Genomic DNA, 14,948 nt, shown 5'->3' on the forward strand with positions numbered 1-14,948 from the left:
AAGGACGTAACCATGGCCCTCCTCGCCCGCTTTTCCCTCACCTGCCTGGCTGCCCTGCTGCTGGCCGGCACCGCCCAGGCCGGTAGCCAGGCGTTGCCGGTCAACCAGACGGTGGATGCCCTGACGCCGGAGGAACACCAACGGCAGGTGCTGACCCTGCGCCAGCAAGCGCGCCAGGCGGTGACCTTCGCCCAGGCCGAGCGGCCGCGCCCGGCTGGCCGTGCCAGCGTCAGCCTGCAACCGATGTTCTCGTCCCAGGCCGGCAGTTGGCCCTTCGAGCCGTTCGTCAACAATGGCTTGTTCCGTGCCATCGCGGGCTACCAGGCGCACCACCCGCAGGTGGTGATGCTGCGCGGTGGCAGCATCACCCTGGCGCAGTTGAACGACGCCCTCGCCAACCCGCGCATCCTGCGCCGCTACAAGGACGGCTACCTGCTCAGCTACCCGCTGCTGATCGGTCCCGACGCAGGCCTGGTGCTCGAAGGAACCAGCCTGTACCTCTACAGTTTTTCTGGCACGGCGCTGATCAACCAGGGCTGGCTGGGGCTGAACCAGTCGAGCCTGGAAAGCGTGGCGGGCGACAAGCCAGGCAATACCGACCGTGCCTGGCGACCGTTCGTGGTAGCCTGGGCCGGCAGCCACACCCAGGTGATCGGCTCGACGCTCAGGCGCCTGGGCTACAACGCCAACCTGTCCCGTGGACTGACCACCGCGCTGAGCCCCCAGCAGCCTGCTGGCAGCCGCCTGGCGACCGTGCTGATCCGCGACAGCCGGTTCAGCGAGCTGTCCACCGCCGTGGAGCTGCAACACAGCCAGGCGACCATCAGCACCAGCCAGTTCGAACAGTCCCAGCAATACGCCATCGACGTTCGCGACAGCCAGCTGAGCCTTCGCGGCAACCAGTTGCGCGGCATCGACAACAACAGTGGCGTACGCCTGCGCGGGCAGACCCGCGCCCTGCTGGAAGACAACCTGATCCTCGGCGCCGGCAAGGCCGCCATCGAGATCAGCGAACAACAGGGCGCGGTGCTGCTGGCGAGCAACCGTATCGGCGACAGCCGCGGCAATGGCATCCAGTTGCGCAACCTCGCGCCGACCTCGGCAGCCCCCTTGCTGATCGACGACAACCTGCTGGCCAGCAGCCAAGGCACCGCCGTGGATGCCAGCGACGTCGGCGCCCTGGCGTTGGTGGGCAACCGTATCGGCAATACCCCGGAGTATGCCGTCAGCCTGCGCAACGCCACTCCCCTGCCCGGCCCGCTGCTGCTCAGCGGCAATCGCCTGGGCCAGGTCGGCAAGGCGGTGGTGCGGGTCGAAGGGGTGCGCGAGGTGGCGCTGGGCGGCAACAGTTTCGATGGCAAGCCGCTGCTGCAGAACCTGTTGATCGGCGACCTGCTGCCGTTGCAGGCCAGGCTCCTGGAGGCCACGGTACGTCAGGGCGGCACCGCGCGGGTGCGCTGGCCGTGAGGGGCGATAGAACACCACGTGACTCATTGAGTAGAACGTGACTGCGCAGAGAACGGTTGGCTGACGGGGTTCGGGAGCGGGCTTGCCCGCTTCCACAGGCCTGTCGGCATTCCCTCAGTCGATCGCACGCTGCATGCGCACGAAGCACTCGTCCTCGCCCATCTCGATGAAGCCCCGGCGCCGGTACAACTGCCGTGCCGGGTTGGTTTTGAACACCATCAGGCGCAATAACGGCAACTGCCGCTGCGCTGCCCAGCCGGCCAGTGTCTCCAACACCCAACTGCCGACCCCGCGCCCACGGTGCGTGGGCAGCAGGTGCAATTCGCGGATGAACAGCGCCTGGCGATCCTGGCTGAGGCTGCAGAACCCCAAGAGCTCGTCGCCGTCCATGACCAGCCACTGTTCGCGCCAGGTCCAGGCCTCATCGAAGGCTTCCTCGATCCACAGCAGGTCGAATTCCCGGTAATAAGGCAGCATGGCCCGGCGGGTAAGGTCGCGGGCGAAGGTCAGGTGGGTGTCGCTGGCAGGGCTCAAGCGAAGGGGCATGGCATGTCTCCCTCGGCATGCCACGCGGCGCCAAGGCCGGCAACGGCCCTAAGGGGCATAGCACACCGGCGAACTGCCCGGCCCGCGCCGGTCCAGCTCGTCCTCCAGCCAGTCGGCCAGCACACGGGCATTGTTGTGCTCGGTGTCCTTGCCGGCATACAGCAGGGTCAGGTCGCCCTTGCCCGCCAGGTCCAGCAACGGATACCAATGCTCGGGATGGGCGGCCAGCTCCTGCTGGTAGCGCTGGGTGAACCCGGCGAAATCCACCTCGCCGTGGTGGAACGCCTTGCGCAGTTCGTTGGACGGCGCCACCTCGCGCAGCCACTCCCCGTGCAGGTCGTCCTTGCGCTTGTTGCGTGGCCACAGGCGGTCGACCAATACCCGCTGGCCATCGCTCGCTTCGGCTGGCTCATAGACACGCTTGCAACGAATCATCGTCTTCTCCTGCAGCATCCTGTCCTTACCAGCCTAGGGCGTTCACCGGCCGAAATCACGCCCGGGTAACGAATGGCTCCCCTGCTGCCAGGCTTGCGTGCCCTGGCCCGAGGCCAACGGGGCCATTCAAGCCTGCCCGTGGGCCTTGAGCTTGAGCTTCTCGGTATCGACGCGGACGAACACCGAATCGGCGCTGACGGTCAGCACATCGCCGGCCCACACCTCGCAGATCACCCGGCTCTTGCGCCCTACTTCGCCTTCCACCCGTGCCTTGAGCAGCAACTCGACGCCCATGGGGGTGGGCTTGAGGTAGGTCAGGCTGAGCGTGCCGGTGACGCAATCGATGCGCGGCAGGCTGCCCGGCTCGCGGCCTTCGGCACGGTAGTGGTAGGCCATGGCGGTCCAGTTGGAATGGCAGTCGACCAGCATGGCCAGCAGGCCGCCATAGACCAGCCCAGGCCAGCCGACGAAGCTGCCGTCGGGAGCGTGACGGCACACCAGGTGGATACCGTCGGCGTCCCAATGGCTCTTGACGTGCAGGCCGCTGGGGTGGGAGCAGCCGCAGCCATAGCAGGTGCCTTCGGGGGCGGCCAGCTCCTGGATGGAAAGGGCGTGTGCGTTCATAAGCTTCCTGTGCTTGTTGGAATGGGAAGAAATGCCGTCGCCGATGGTAGCGCCCTGCCCCGCTGGCGCCAACGGAAAAGCCCTGTGGGCTGCACAGCAGCCCCGCGTCAGGCTCAGACCGCCTGGGTGGCCGCCGCCCCCGTGCGGCGCCGGGTCAGCGAGATCAGCAGGATGAACAAGGTCACCCCGGCGGTCATCAAGGTCTCGTAGCGGTACGCATCGCTGAACAGCATGTAGCCCAGGACCATGACGATGGTGCCGATCACCAACCAGGTGAGCCAGGGAAACAACCACATCTTCAGCGCCAGTTGGGTGCCATCGCGATCGGCGCGGGCACGCATGCGCAGTTGCGACACGGCGATCACCAGGTACACCAGCAAGGCGATGGCACCGGTGGTGGACAGCAAGAAGCCGAAGACCTTGCCGGGGAACACATAGTTGACGAAACAGCCAGCGAAGCCCGCCAGGGTCGACAGGGCCACGGCGATGGTCGGCACGCCGTTGCCGGAGATACGCCGGATCATGGCCGGCGCTTCACCGCGGGCGCCCAGGGAGTAAAGCATGCGTGAGGCGGTATAGAGCCCGGAGTTCATGCAGCTGGTGACCGCCACCAGCACCACCAGGTCGACCAGCAGCTTGGCCCCCGGCACGTTGAGCACCTCCAGCACCCGCTGGAAGGAACCGACCGCCTTCAGGCCGGGGTCGTTCCAAGCCACCAGCGAGACCACCAGGAAGATCGACGCCAAGTAGAAGATGGCGATGCGGTACACCACCAGGTTGGTGGCGCGGCGGATCTTCTCCTTGGGGTTGGCCGTCTCGTCGGCGGCGATGGTGACGATCTCGGCGCCGAAGAACGAGAAGATGGTGATCAATACGCCGCCCAGGACCGTGCCGAAACCGTTGGGCATGAAGCCGCCGTTGGCCCACAGCTGGCTGACCCCGGACCTCTCGGCCAACGGCCAGACACCGAACACGGCCATGCTGCAGATGCCGATGAAGGCCAGGATGGCGACCACCTTGACCAGGGCGAACCAATACTCGAAGGCCCCGAAGTTCTTCACGCTGATCAGGTTGGTACCCGACAGCACGACCATGATCAGAAAGGCGAACAGCCAGGACGGCACAGCCGGGAAGTAGGCGTGGAGGATGTCGGCACCGGCGATGGCCTCGACCGGGATGATCAGCACCCAGAACCACCAGTACAACCAGCCGATGGTAAAGCCCGCCCAGGGGCCGATGGCCTCGGCGGCGTAGGTGGAGAACGAGCCGCTGTTGGGGTTGGCGATGGCCATTTCGCCGAGCATGCGCATCACCAGCAGCACCAGCAGGCCGGTCATGGCATAGGAAATGAGGATGGCCGGGCCGGCGGTGGCAATGGCGTTGGAGGAGCCGATGAACAGGCCGGCGCCGATGATGCCGGCGATGGAAATCATGGAAACCTGGCGCGACGTCAGGCCGTGTTGCAGCGAACGCTGTTTCTTGTGTTGTAGCGAAGCCATGGGGAACCCTCGAATGGGTCGGCCGCCGCAAGGGGCGGCTGAAAGGTCGGAGCAGATTCTTGTAGGTTTTTGCTGCTGTTTCTTGTTGTTCTGGGGCTTCACGCTGCCCTGTAGATGCGGGTGTGCCGCGTGCCTACAAGGGAGCGGTATATCTGGAAAGTTCGACGGTCATGTTGTTTTCTCCTGCATCGAACAACGGTTGTCATCATTGATGCAGGTCAGTATTAATCTTTTAGGACGGGGTCAACAAACGACCTTTTCGAAACACATGATTCCATATCGGAATGAACTTCTTCCTTTTTTGCTCGGTAGCGCCCTTCATGTCCAAACGCCTGATGCCCTCGACCACCGCCCTGCAGTGCTTCGAAGCCGCTGCCCGCCACCTGAGCTTCACCCGTGCGGCGCAGGAACTGCACCTGACCCAGAGCGCGGTCAGCAAGCAGGTGGCGCAGCTCGAGGACATGCTTTCGCACCCGTTGTTCCAGCGCATCCGGCGGCGCCTGCACCTGACCCCGGCTGGGGCCCTGTACCTGACCGAGGTGAACAAGATCCTCACCCAGATCGACATCTCCAGCCGCTACATCCTCAGCTACGGCGACGAGACCGAGGTGCTGCGCATCGCCACCCAGCCGACCTTCGGCGCCCGCTGGCTGGTGCCCAGGCTCAAGGGGTTCGGCGAGCGTCATCCGCGCATCCACCTGGATATCCGCAACGAGCTGGAGCCTTTCGACCTGGTGCAGGCCAAGGCCGACATCGCCTTCTTCTTCGGCCAGGGCACCTGGCCCGGGGCGACCTGCATCGAGCTGTTCAGCGAGGAGGTGGTACCGGTGTGCGCGCCACAGCTGCGCCAGCAATACCGCTTCGACAGTGCCGAAGCCCTCACCGAGCATCGCCTGTTGCAGTGCGCCTCGCGGCCAGAGGCCTGGCACGAATGGTTCCTGGGCCTGGGCCTGCACAGCCAGAACAGCTACCACGGGCCCCGCTTCGACACCTTCTACCTGTGCATCCGCGCGGCCATCGCCGGTTGCGGCATCGCCCTGATCCCCCGCTACCTGGTGGCCGAGGAGCTGGCCGAAGGCAAGTTGGTGGTGGCCTGGGACCATCCGGTGCCGAGCAATGGCAAGCACTTCGTCGCCCATGCCGAGCATGCGGCCGAGGTGCCGAAAGTCCGGGCGTTCGTGCAGTGGATCCTGGAGCGGGTGGCCGAGGGGGATTGAGCTGGGGCCAGCGATGAACCTCACCACATCAAGAATCAGTGGAATGACCGTAATCGAATAATTCGTTTGCGCAATACTGTCGCGGCACGCTTCGATAATAAGAAACTTGAACAAAGAGCCGCGTGCACATGAACCCGGAAAGTATCAGTCAGTCTATCGCCATCGTTCATCCCATTACACTTTCCCATGGCCGCAATGCCGAAGTCTGGGATACCGACGGCAAGCGCTACATCGACTTCGTCGGCGGCATCGGCGTACTCAACCTGGGCCATTGCAACCCCGCCGTGGTCGAGGCGATCCAGGCCCAGGCCGCGCGCCTGACCCACTACGCCTTCAACGCCGCCCCCCATGGCCCGTACCTGGAACTGATGGAACGTCTGCGCCAGTTCGTGCCGGTCGGCTACCCACTGGCGGGCATGCTCACCAACAGCGGCGCGGAGGCGGCAGAGAACGCACTGAAGGTGGCCCGTGGCGCCACCGGCAAGCGCGCCATCGTCGCCTTCGACGGCGGCTTCCATGGCCGCACCCTGGCCACCCTGAACCTCAACGGCAAGGTCGCGCCGTACAAGCAGCGGGTCGGCGATTTGCCCGGCCCGGTCTACCACCTGCCCTACCCCAGCGCCGACACCGGGGTGACCTGCGAGCAGGCCCTCAAGGCCATGGAGCGGCTGTTCAGCGTCGAGCTGGCGGTCGAGGACGTGGCCGCCTTCATCTTCGAACCGGTGCAGGGCGAAGGCGGCTTCCTCGCCCTGGACCCGGCCTTCGCCCAGGCACTGCGGCGCTTCTGCGACGCGCATGGGATCCTGGTCATCATCGACGAGATCCAATCCGGCTTCGGCCGCACCGGCCAGCGCTTCGCCTTCCCCCGCCTGGGGATCGAGCCAGACCTGCTGTTGCTGGCCAAGAGCATCGCCGGCGGCATGCCGCTGGGCGCGGTGGTCGGTCGCAAGCACCTGATGGACGCACTGCCCAAGGGCGGCCTGGGCGGTACCTATTCGGGCAACCCGATCGCCTGCGCGGCGGCGCTGGCCAGCCTGGCGCAGATGAGCGACGCGAACATCGCCACCTGGGGCGAACGCCAGGAGCAGGCGATCGTCGCGCACTACGCACGCTGGAAGGCGTGCGGATCGATTGCCGCGCTGGGTCGCCTGACCGGCACCGGGGCCATGCGCGGCATCGAGCTGGTCAATGCCGATGGCAGCCCGGCGCCGGCACTGCTGGCCAAGGTACTGGAAGCGGCACGCGGCAAGGGCCTGCTGCTGATGCCCAGCGGCAAGGCGCGGCACATCATCCGCCTGCTGGCGCCGCTGACCATCGAGCCCGAGGTGCTCGAGGAAGGCCTGGATATCCTCGGGCAGTGCCTGGCGGAGTTGGGCTGAAGCCGTTAGAGACCCAATTCCTGCGGGGTGAGCATGTCGGACTCGAAGGCGATCCAGCCGCCTTCGAGTTCGGCGTGGCCGTTGACGATCGGGCCGTAGTAGGTCAGGCCGTTCTCCAGGGTCACACAGATGTGAGTGGCATTGTCGGGCGCCGCCAGGGTGCCGACGAAGTGCACCTTCTTGAGCGTTTCGCTCACCGCTTCCAGGCCCACGCGCACGGCCGGGTTCTCGACCGCCTCGGCCTCGCCTCCGCGGGTTTCGCTGCTGACGGTCACGGTGGCGATATAGGGGTACTTGCTCAATCGGGTTGCCTCATCGAAAAGGGGGCGCCTGGGCACCGGGATGCGTAGGGTACGGCAGCGGCCAGCCGTTGTCTCTACCGGCTTCTTCGCGGGCAAGCCCGCTCCCACACGGCCCTGCAAGCCGCATCATTCGTGGTGGCCACCGCACCTTGTGGGAGCGGGCTTGCCCGCGAAGAAGCCGGTACTACCGACGATCATCGCGCCTGCCCGTCACATGGTCTCCCGCGCCCCGATCTGTTAGGGTGCCTGCCGATGCACGCCACACCACACGAGGATCCCGAGTGAGCGCCGAAGAACCCCTGATCGCCGACCTGTTCGAGGTCGACAAACGCCTGTCCCTCAAGCCCGTCGTGGACTTCAACGCCTACCTGCGCAACGCCTTCGGCGACGGCCCCTGCCGCTGTCACCGCTGTGGCGAGACTGGGGGCGACGAAAGCGGCTACAGCCACCGCCATACCTTCGAACTGGACGGCCGCCCGCTGCACCGCCGCTTCGCCAACACCGCCGCCAGCGACGTACTGCTGGCCCTGAAGAAGGCCTGGCTGTCGTACACCAAGCGCGAGTTGCCCCTGGCCGGCGAACTGGACCTGGCCACCGTCAAGTCCTTCACCGAGGCGGCCCTGCATGAACGCCTGCTGGCCCTGCTGCCGGCCAGCGGCCTGGCCCGCGAGGCCGACGGCCACTGGCAACTGCAGGCCCTGGCCGACTGAGTCAAGCGCGCCCGCCCGGCGGAACGGCAGGATTCTCCCGGTCTGCTACCTTGGGAGAATCCGCTCACCCGCAGGTGACTGACCATGGCCCGCACAACCCCCATCGAGCTGTACCGCAACATCGGCATCGTCGCCCACGTCGATGCCGGCAAGACCACCACCACCGAACGCATCCTGTTCTACACCGGGGTCAACCACAAGATGGGCGAGGTGCATGATGGCGCCGCCACCATGGACTGGATGGCCCAGGAGCAGGAGCGCGGCATCACCATCACCTCGGCGGCCACCACGGCGTTCTGGCAGGGCTCGGCCAAGCAGTTCGCCGACAGGTACCGCTTCAATATCATCGACACCCCCGGCCACGTCGATTTCACCATCGAGGTGGAGCGCTCGCTACGCGTGCTCGACGGCGCGGTGGTGGTGTTCAGCGGCGCCGACGGGGTCGAGCCGCAATCCGAGACGGTCTGGCGCCAGGCCAACAAGTACCACGTGCCGCGCCTGGCCTACATCAACAAGATGGACCGCCAGGGCGCCGACTTCCTGCGCGTGGTCCGCCAGATCGACCAGCGCCTGGGCCACCATCCGGTGCCGATCCAGCTGGCCATCGGCAGCGAGGAGCACTTCGCCGGGCAGATCGACCTGGTGAAGATGAAGGCCATCTACTGGAACGACGCCGACCAGGGCACCAGCTACCGCGAGGAAGAGATCCCTGACGAGCTGCGCGCCCTGGCCGAGGAGTGGCGCGCGCACATGGTCGAGGCCGCTGCCGAGGCCAACGACGAGCTGACGATGAAGTTCCTCGAAGGCGAGGAGCTGAGCATCGAGGAGATCAAGGCCGGCCTGCGCCAGCGCACCCTGGCCAACGAGATCGTACCGACCATCCTCGGTTCGTCGTTCAAGAACAAGGGCGTGCCGCTGATGCTCGACGCGGTGATCGACTACCTGCCCGCCCCCACCGAGATCCCGGCGATCAAAGGGGTCGACCCGGACGACGAGAACAAGCACCTGGAGCGTCATGCCGACGACAACGAGCCGTTCTCGGCGCTGGCCTTCAAGATCGCCACCGACCCCTTCGTCGGCACCCTGACCTTCGCCCGGGTCTACTCCGGCGTGCTCAGCTCCGGCGATGCGGTGCTCAACTCGGTCAAGGGCAAGAAGGAACGGGTCGGGCGCATGGTGCAGATGCACGCCAACCAGCGCGCCGAGATCAAGAACGTCTGCGCCGGCGACATCGCGGCCCTGATCGGCATGAAGGATGTCACCACCGGCGATACCCTGTGCGACATGAACAAGCCGATCATCCTCGAACGCATGGACTTCCCCGACCCGGTGATTTCCGTGGCGGTGGAGCCCAAGACCAAGGCCGACCAGGAGAAGATGGGCATCGCCCTGGGCAAGCTCGCCCAGGAAGACCCGTCGTTCCGCGTCAAGACCGACGAGGAGACCGGCCAGACGATCATTTCCGGCATGGGCGAGCTGCACCTGGACATCATCGTCGACCGCATGCGCCGCGAGTTCAATGTCGAGGCCAATATCGGCAAGCCCCAGGTGGCCTACCGCGAGAAGATCCGCAACACCTGCGAGATCGAGGGCCGCTTCGTCCGCCAGTCCGGCGGGCGTGGCCAGTATGGCCATTGCTGGATCCGTTTCGCCCCTGGCGAGGAAGGCAAGGAGGGCCTGGAGTTCGTCAACGAGATCGTCGGCGGCGTGGTACCGCGCGAGTACATCCCGGCGATCCAGAAGGGCATCGAGGAACAGATGCAGAACGGCGTGCTGGCCGGCTACCCGCTGATCGGCCTGAAGGCGGCGGTGTACGACGGCTCCTACCACGACGTCGACTCCAACGAGATGGCCTACAAGATCGCGGCGTCCATGGCCACCAAGCAGCTGGCGCAGAAAGGCGGTGCGGTGCTGCTGGAGCCGGTGATGAAGGTCGAGGTGGTCACCCCCGAAGAGTACCTGGGCGACATCATGGGCGACCTGAGCCGCCGGCGCGGCATGATCCAGGGCTCGGAAGACAGCCCTGCCGGCAAGGTGATCCGCGCCGAGGTGCCGTTGGGCGAGATGTTCGGCTACTCCACCGACATGCGCTCGATGACCCAGGGGCGGGCCAGCTACTCGATGGAGTTCACCAAATATGCCGAGGCGCCGGCGAGCATCGCCGAGGCGATCGTCAAGAAGAGCCGCGGAGAGTGAGCCTGTAGGGCAGTTGCGCCCTTGGGGCTGCTTTGCAGCCCCTGAAACGTCAGTGCTGCTCCCCTGCCCGCCTGAGCAACGTCCGGCAGCGCTCCGACAGGTGCACTACCCGCAGGTGCTTGCCCGCCTTGGCATAGCGCTCGCGCAGGGTCTTCAGTGCAGCGATCGCCGAGTAGTCGACGACACTCAGGTGCTTGCAATCCAGGGTCACGCTGGCCGGGTCCCCCGCCGGATCGAACTGGTTGAGAAACGGCGTGGTCGAGGCGAAGAACAGCGTGCCGTGCACCTGGTAGACCTTGCCGCCCTCACCGTCCTCGTGGCTTTCGGCATACAGCTCGCGGGCATGTTGCCAGGCGAAGTTGACCGCGGCGATGACGATACCGAACAGCACGGCGGTGGCCAGGTCGGTGAACACCGTGACCACGGTCACCGCGACGATCGCCAGCACGTCGCTCGCCGGCACCTTGTGCAGCACCCGCAGCGAGGCCCAGGCGAAGGTCTGCTGGGCCACCACGAACATCACGCCCACCAGCGCCGCCAGCGGAATACGCTCGATCAGCGGCGACAGGAACAACACGAACAGCAGGATCATCACCCCGGCCACCACGCCCGACAGCCGGCCACGGCCATTGGAACTCAGGTTGATCATGGTCTGCCCGATCATCGCGCAGCCGCCCATGCCGCCGCACAGGCCCGAGACCATGTTCGCCGCACCCAACGCCACGCACTCGCGGTCGGGGTAGCCACGGCTCTCGGTGACCTCGTCGGTGAGGTTGAGGGTCAGCAGGGTTTCCAGCAGACCAACCATGGCCATCAGCAGGGCGTAGGGAGCGATGATCCTGAGGGTCTCCAGGTTCCACGGCACGTCCGGCAATGCCAACTGCGGCAGGCCACCGGCGATATGCGCCATGTCGCCGAGGGTGCGGGTCGGCAGGCCGAGCAGATAGACCAGCAGGCCCACGCCGAGGATGGCGATCAGCGCCGGCGGGACGGCGCGAGTCAGCTTCGGCAGGACGTAGACCACCAGCATGGTCAAGGCCACCAGGCCGATCATCAGGTACAAAGGCGTGCCACTGAGCCATTGCTCGCCCTGCTTGAAGTGCTCCAACTGGGCCAGGGCGATGACGATGGCCAGGCCGTTGACGAAGCCGAGCATCACCGGGTACGGCACCAGACGCACCAACTTGCCCAGGCGCAGCGCACCGAACAGGATCATCAGCCCCCCGCCCAACAGCACCGTGGCCAGCAGGTACTGGGCGCCGTGCTGCACTACCAGGGCGACGATCACCACCGCCATGGAGCCAGCAGCGCCGGAGATCATGCCGGGGCGGCCGCCGAACAGGGCGGTCAGGGTGCAGATGATGAAGGCACCGTACAGGCCCATGAGCGGGTTCAGGTGCGCCACCAGGGCAAAGGCGATGCACTCGGGCACCAGGGCGAAGGAGGTGGTGAGGCCGGCGAGCACGTCGGCACGGAGTCTGGCGGGTTTCATGGGTATCCTGTGGTATGGCGAACGCAAACGCGGCCCATTCCAGTCCAGGAGTCGGGCCCGCTGCCCAAGCGAGAAAATCGCGGGTCGGGATGTTACGGAATTTGTCCGACAGCGGCCACCGCAACGCCACTCAACGCACCCGTTCGCGGCTCTGCACCGCCAGATCCAGGGCGCGCTGCATGTCCAGCCGCGCCGAACGACCCAGGTCGGGGTGGTTGAGCCGGCCGTTGCGCTCCGAAGGCAAGATCGGCGCGGTCAGGTCTTCGGCGTCCATGGCTTCGAAATCCTGATCCGTTCCCAGGGTCAGGGCACTGCGTCGCAGCAACATGCGTAGTTGCTCCGGCGTCAGGTCCGGGTTGATCGACAGCATCGCCGCCACCGTGGCCGTCACCAGCGGCGTGGCGTAGGAGGTGCCGCAATGGGCCTTGCGCGCCTGCGCCGCACGCAGGCAGGCAGCGGCGCTGACATCCACGCGCATGTCGATATTGGAGCTGCGGCGCTTGCGCACATGGGCGGGATCCTCGACCGGGACGTCCTGGTCGCTGCGCTGGTGACCGCCGACCACCAGCAACTGCTCGGTGATGAACGACGACGGCAGGCGGTACTCGTCGGTACCGGACCACGAGGCGCCGTTGCCCGCCGAGTTGACCACCACCACGTCCGGGTGGCGGGCGCGCAGCCAGAGAAAGAACTCTTCCAGCAGCTCCTCGTAGCCACTCATGGCCAGCCCTGAGCGCACCAGCGAATCCACCTCGTCGCCCGCGACATCCTTCGTGCCGACCCGGTGGATGCCCCAACTCCAGTTCAGCACCCGGGCACCATCCTCCACCAGGTTGACCGAGGCGGCGATGTTGGCCGTGACGCCTGCGTCCGCGTTGCGCTCGACGATTACCTCGAACCCTGGGCTAGGCTTGCCGAGGCCGGGCAGGAAGCCACCCTGCACGCCTTCGCCCTGGGCGGCGAGGATGCCGGCGACATGGCTGCCATGGCTTTCGGCGCGCTCGCCATCGCGCGCGTAGAGGCAGGTCCGCCCTGGCGCGCAGGGGCCGCGGTAGCCGGCGAAGGCCGGCGCGTCGAAATCCACCTCGCGCTCGATCACGCCAATGCGTACGGGCTTGACCGGCAGCGACGCCGCGGGAACTCGCCGCTGGTAGTAATAGAGTGCATCCATGAATCGGTTGGCTGCCCACTCGTCCGCCTGGCTGAGCGCCCCGGCGCTGCGCCCGCCACCCTCCTCGCCCCGCTCAGGGGCGGACTCCTCGATGATCACGGCATCGACACTGGTTTCGCTGCCCATGCGCAGGATCATGGCATCGCGCTGCACCAGGTCGCGCACCGGCAAACGCAGCTGGTAGACGTTCAGCGGGGGAATGGCACCCACCACCTGGGCACCGTACTTGTCGGCGATACGCCGGGCCTGCCGCTCGCCATCGTGCTTTTCCTCGATCAGCAGGCTGACCAGGTCGAGGTAGGTGGTCAGGCCGTCCATGTTCTTCGCCACTTCGTGCGGGCCGGCAGCGACCACATGGCTGCGCTGGCGAGTGAGCCAGACGGGGTTGCTTTTCTGGCCGGCGGATTCGATCCAGAGCGGAGCACTGCGCTGCCGGGAGGCGTCGAGTTTCAGTTTCAGCATGTCACCCTGGCGCTCGATGCTCGCACCAGGCAGTTGCGTATCGCCGAACCAGACCGCCGGCGTGCCCGACCCCAGGCCTTGGGTGCGCAGGCACCACAGTTGCGGGCCTGTGCCCAGCAAATCGTCACAGCGTTGCAGGTGCTTGATGCGCAACGTGTCCTGCGCCGCCAGGGCGGCGGCCATGAACAGGCAGGGCAGCAAGGCGAAAGCGCACTTCATGCAGGCGGTCCCGTGGTCTTCTTTTGCTGCGACTGCCAGGTGAGCGCAAAGGTTCATAGCGCCTCGCAGGTAACCAAAATCAAACAAAACCACCCTGCCCTGTGATCCACACCCGGCACACCCTCGACAAATTTGCCATCATGATCATTCCACCTGCGGAGATCATGGACATGCCGCTACGCCCCCTCATCGCTTCCCTGCTGCTGGCCGCCAGCCTCGCCGCCCAGGCCGCCACCGAGGTGCTGGCGCTGCAGCACCGCACCAGCGCCGAACTGTTGCCCACCGTCCAGTCCTTCCTGGGCAAGGACGGCAGCGTCAGCGCCTTCGAGAACAAGCTGATCGTCAATGCCAGCCCCGAGCGCATCGACGACCTGCGCGCCCTGCTGCAACAACTCGACACCGCCCCCAAGCGCCTGTTGATCAGCGTCGACAACAACGACAGCAATTTCCAGGACAACCGCGGCAACGCGCGGATCATCCGCTACGGCACCGCCAATCGCGACGGCGGCCTACAGCAGATCCAGGCCAGCGAGGGTGTGCCCGCGTTGATCCAGGTGGGCCAGAGCATCCCCATCACCAGCACCCATACCGATGGTTACGGACGCATCCAGAGCGATACCGAATACCGGAATGTCACCCAGGGTTTCTACGTCACCCCGAACCTGAGCGGAGATACGGTTCGTCTGCAAATAAGCAGCAATAACGACAGGATCAGCAGCGAACGTCAGGATGTAGTAAAAGTCCAGAGCACCGACACGACGGTCACCGGCAAGCTCGGCGAGTGGATCCCCCTGGCGGGGTACAACCAGCAGAGCCAGGCCGAACGTAACGCCTCGAGCCTCAGCTACAGCACGCAGCGCGGTGAAAACATGGCACTGCGCGTCAAAGTCGACCTTCTGGAGTGATCCCAGGCAATTCAAGGCCTCGACCCAAGGCCTTGAAACTGACCAGAGAGTCGTATTAGACCAAGGATGTAGTAATAGAAAAAAACCACTACAAAACATTTGACAGGCACTTTTTCCCAAGGGCATGATGGCCTCGCTCCCGCTAATCAGAGGCCCTGGCAAGGGCCTTCGAGATGCGCTCCTCCCACCCCTGGGGGCGTCTCGTGTCCATACGGCCCACAAGGCGGTTCGACGGGATTGCGACTGCAACGAAGAAGTTGTCCCGAGGGACGGAAGCGCATCACCGCAGTACCCGGCAGTCCTGTCGCCATACAGCGAGGCAAC

At 65.7% G+C, this 14,948-nt stretch carries 13 protein-coding genes; 6 read left to right on the top strand and 7 right to left on the bottom strand.

Features of this window, described 5'->3' with window-relative positions; translation table 11 throughout:
* The first annotated feature begins 12 nt into the window (after positions 1 to 12).
* Positions 13 to 1,467: a right-handed parallel beta-helix repeat-containing protein gene (locus WCE05_RS00805; RefSeq protein WP_253080458.1), complete on the top strand. Its 1,455-nt coding sequence runs from the start codon at positions 13 to 15 to the stop codon at positions 1,465 to 1,467.
* 114 nt (positions 1,468 to 1,581) lie between these two features.
* Here the strand turns inward: WCE05_RS00805 and WCE05_RS00810 are convergent, their stop codons facing one another.
* From WCE05_RS00810 to WCE05_RS00825, 4 genes are all read right to left on the bottom strand, one after another.
* On the bottom strand, positions 1,582 to 2,013 hold the full coding sequence (locus tag WCE05_RS00810; RefSeq protein ID WP_368815307.1) for a GNAT family N-acetyltransferase: 432 nt from the start codon (positions 2,011 to 2,013) through the stop codon (positions 1,582 to 1,584).
* Positions 2,014 to 2,061: 48 nt separating this feature from the next.
* Positions 2,062 to 2,448, bottom strand: a complete 387-nt coding sequence (locus tag WCE05_RS00815; protein ID WP_225788435.1) for a DUF488 domain-containing protein — start codon at positions 2,446 to 2,448, stop codon at positions 2,062 to 2,064.
* 126 nt (positions 2,449 to 2,574) lie between these two features.
* Positions 2,575 to 3,072 (bottom strand): PaaI family thioesterase, encoded by a 498-nt coding sequence (locus WCE05_RS00820; RefSeq protein ID WP_225788436.1) that lies wholly within the window; start codon positions 3,070 to 3,072, stop codon positions 2,575 to 2,577.
* 113 nt (positions 3,073 to 3,185) lie between these two features.
* Positions 3,186 to 4,571, bottom strand: coding sequence for an amino acid permease (locus tag WCE05_RS00825; RefSeq protein ID WP_225788437.1), 1,386 nt, complete (start codon positions 4,569 to 4,571; stop codon positions 3,186 to 3,188).
* 320 nt (positions 4,572 to 4,891) lie between these two features.
* Here WCE05_RS00825 and gcvA point away from each other — a divergent pair, with 320 nt between their 5' ends.
* Both gcvA and WCE05_RS00835 read left to right on the top strand, forming a co-directional pair.
* On the top strand, positions 4,892 to 5,788 hold the full coding sequence (gene gcvA, locus WCE05_RS00830) for a transcriptional regulator GcvA (RefSeq protein WP_225788438.1): 897 nt from the start codon (positions 4,892 to 4,894) through the stop codon (positions 5,786 to 5,788).
* Positions 5,789 to 5,916: 128 nt separating this feature from the next.
* Positions 5,917 to 7,167 (top strand): aspartate aminotransferase family protein, encoded by a 1,251-nt coding sequence (locus WCE05_RS00835; protein WP_368815308.1) that lies wholly within the window; start codon positions 5,917 to 5,919, stop codon positions 7,165 to 7,167.
* Between the two features lie 5 nt (positions 7,168 to 7,172).
* On the opposite strand, the gene WCE05_RS00840 is transcribed toward WCE05_RS00835, so the two are convergent.
* Positions 7,173 to 7,469, bottom strand: a complete 297-nt coding sequence (locus WCE05_RS00840) for a hypothetical protein (RefSeq protein ID WP_225788440.1) — start codon at positions 7,467 to 7,469, stop codon at positions 7,173 to 7,175.
* Positions 7,470 to 7,750: 281 nt separating this feature from the next.
* Here WCE05_RS00840 and WCE05_RS00845 point away from each other — a divergent pair, with 281 nt between their 5' ends.
* Together WCE05_RS00845 and fusA are read left to right on the top strand one after the other, a co-directional pair.
* A complete protein-coding gene (locus WCE05_RS00845; RefSeq protein ID WP_225788441.1) occupies positions 7,751 to 8,179 on the top strand; it encodes a hypothetical protein in 429 nt (142 codons plus the stop codon).
* A gap of 84 nt (positions 8,180 to 8,263) precedes the next feature.
* Positions 8,264 to 10,375: an elongation factor G gene (gene fusA / locus WCE05_RS00850; protein WP_368815309.1), complete on the top strand. Its 2,112-nt coding sequence runs from the start codon at positions 8,264 to 8,266 to the stop codon at positions 10,373 to 10,375.
* Positions 10,376 to 10,424: 49 nt separating this feature from the next.
* Here fusA and WCE05_RS00855 read toward each other — a convergent pair whose 3' ends face one another.
* Both WCE05_RS00855 and WCE05_RS00860 read right to left on the bottom strand, forming a co-directional pair.
* A complete protein-coding gene (locus WCE05_RS00855) occupies positions 10,425 to 11,867 on the bottom strand; it encodes a SulP family inorganic anion transporter (RefSeq protein ID WP_225788443.1) in 1,443 nt (480 codons plus the stop codon).
* A gap of 130 nt (positions 11,868 to 11,997) precedes the next feature.
* Entirely contained in the window at positions 11,998 to 13,719 is a 1,722-nt protein-coding gene (locus WCE05_RS00860) for a S8/S53 family peptidase (RefSeq protein ID WP_368815311.1), read from the bottom strand.
* A 140-nt stretch (positions 13,720 to 13,859) separates the two neighbouring features.
* Here WCE05_RS00860 and WCE05_RS00865 point away from each other — a divergent pair, with 140 nt between their 5' ends.
* Positions 13,860 to 14,624 carry a secretin N-terminal domain-containing protein gene (locus WCE05_RS00865; RefSeq protein WP_368815312.1) on the top strand — a complete coding sequence of 255 codons (765 nt, stop codon included), beginning with the start codon at positions 13,860 to 13,862 and terminating at the stop codon, positions 14,622 to 14,624.
* Positions 14,625 to 14,948 lie beyond the last annotated feature (324 nt).

Source organism: Pseudomonas sp. I2 (genome assembly GCF_040984075.1).
Classification (GTDB): Bacteria; Pseudomonadota; Gammaproteobacteria; order Pseudomonadales; family Pseudomonadaceae; genus Aquipseudomonas; species Aquipseudomonas guariconensis_B.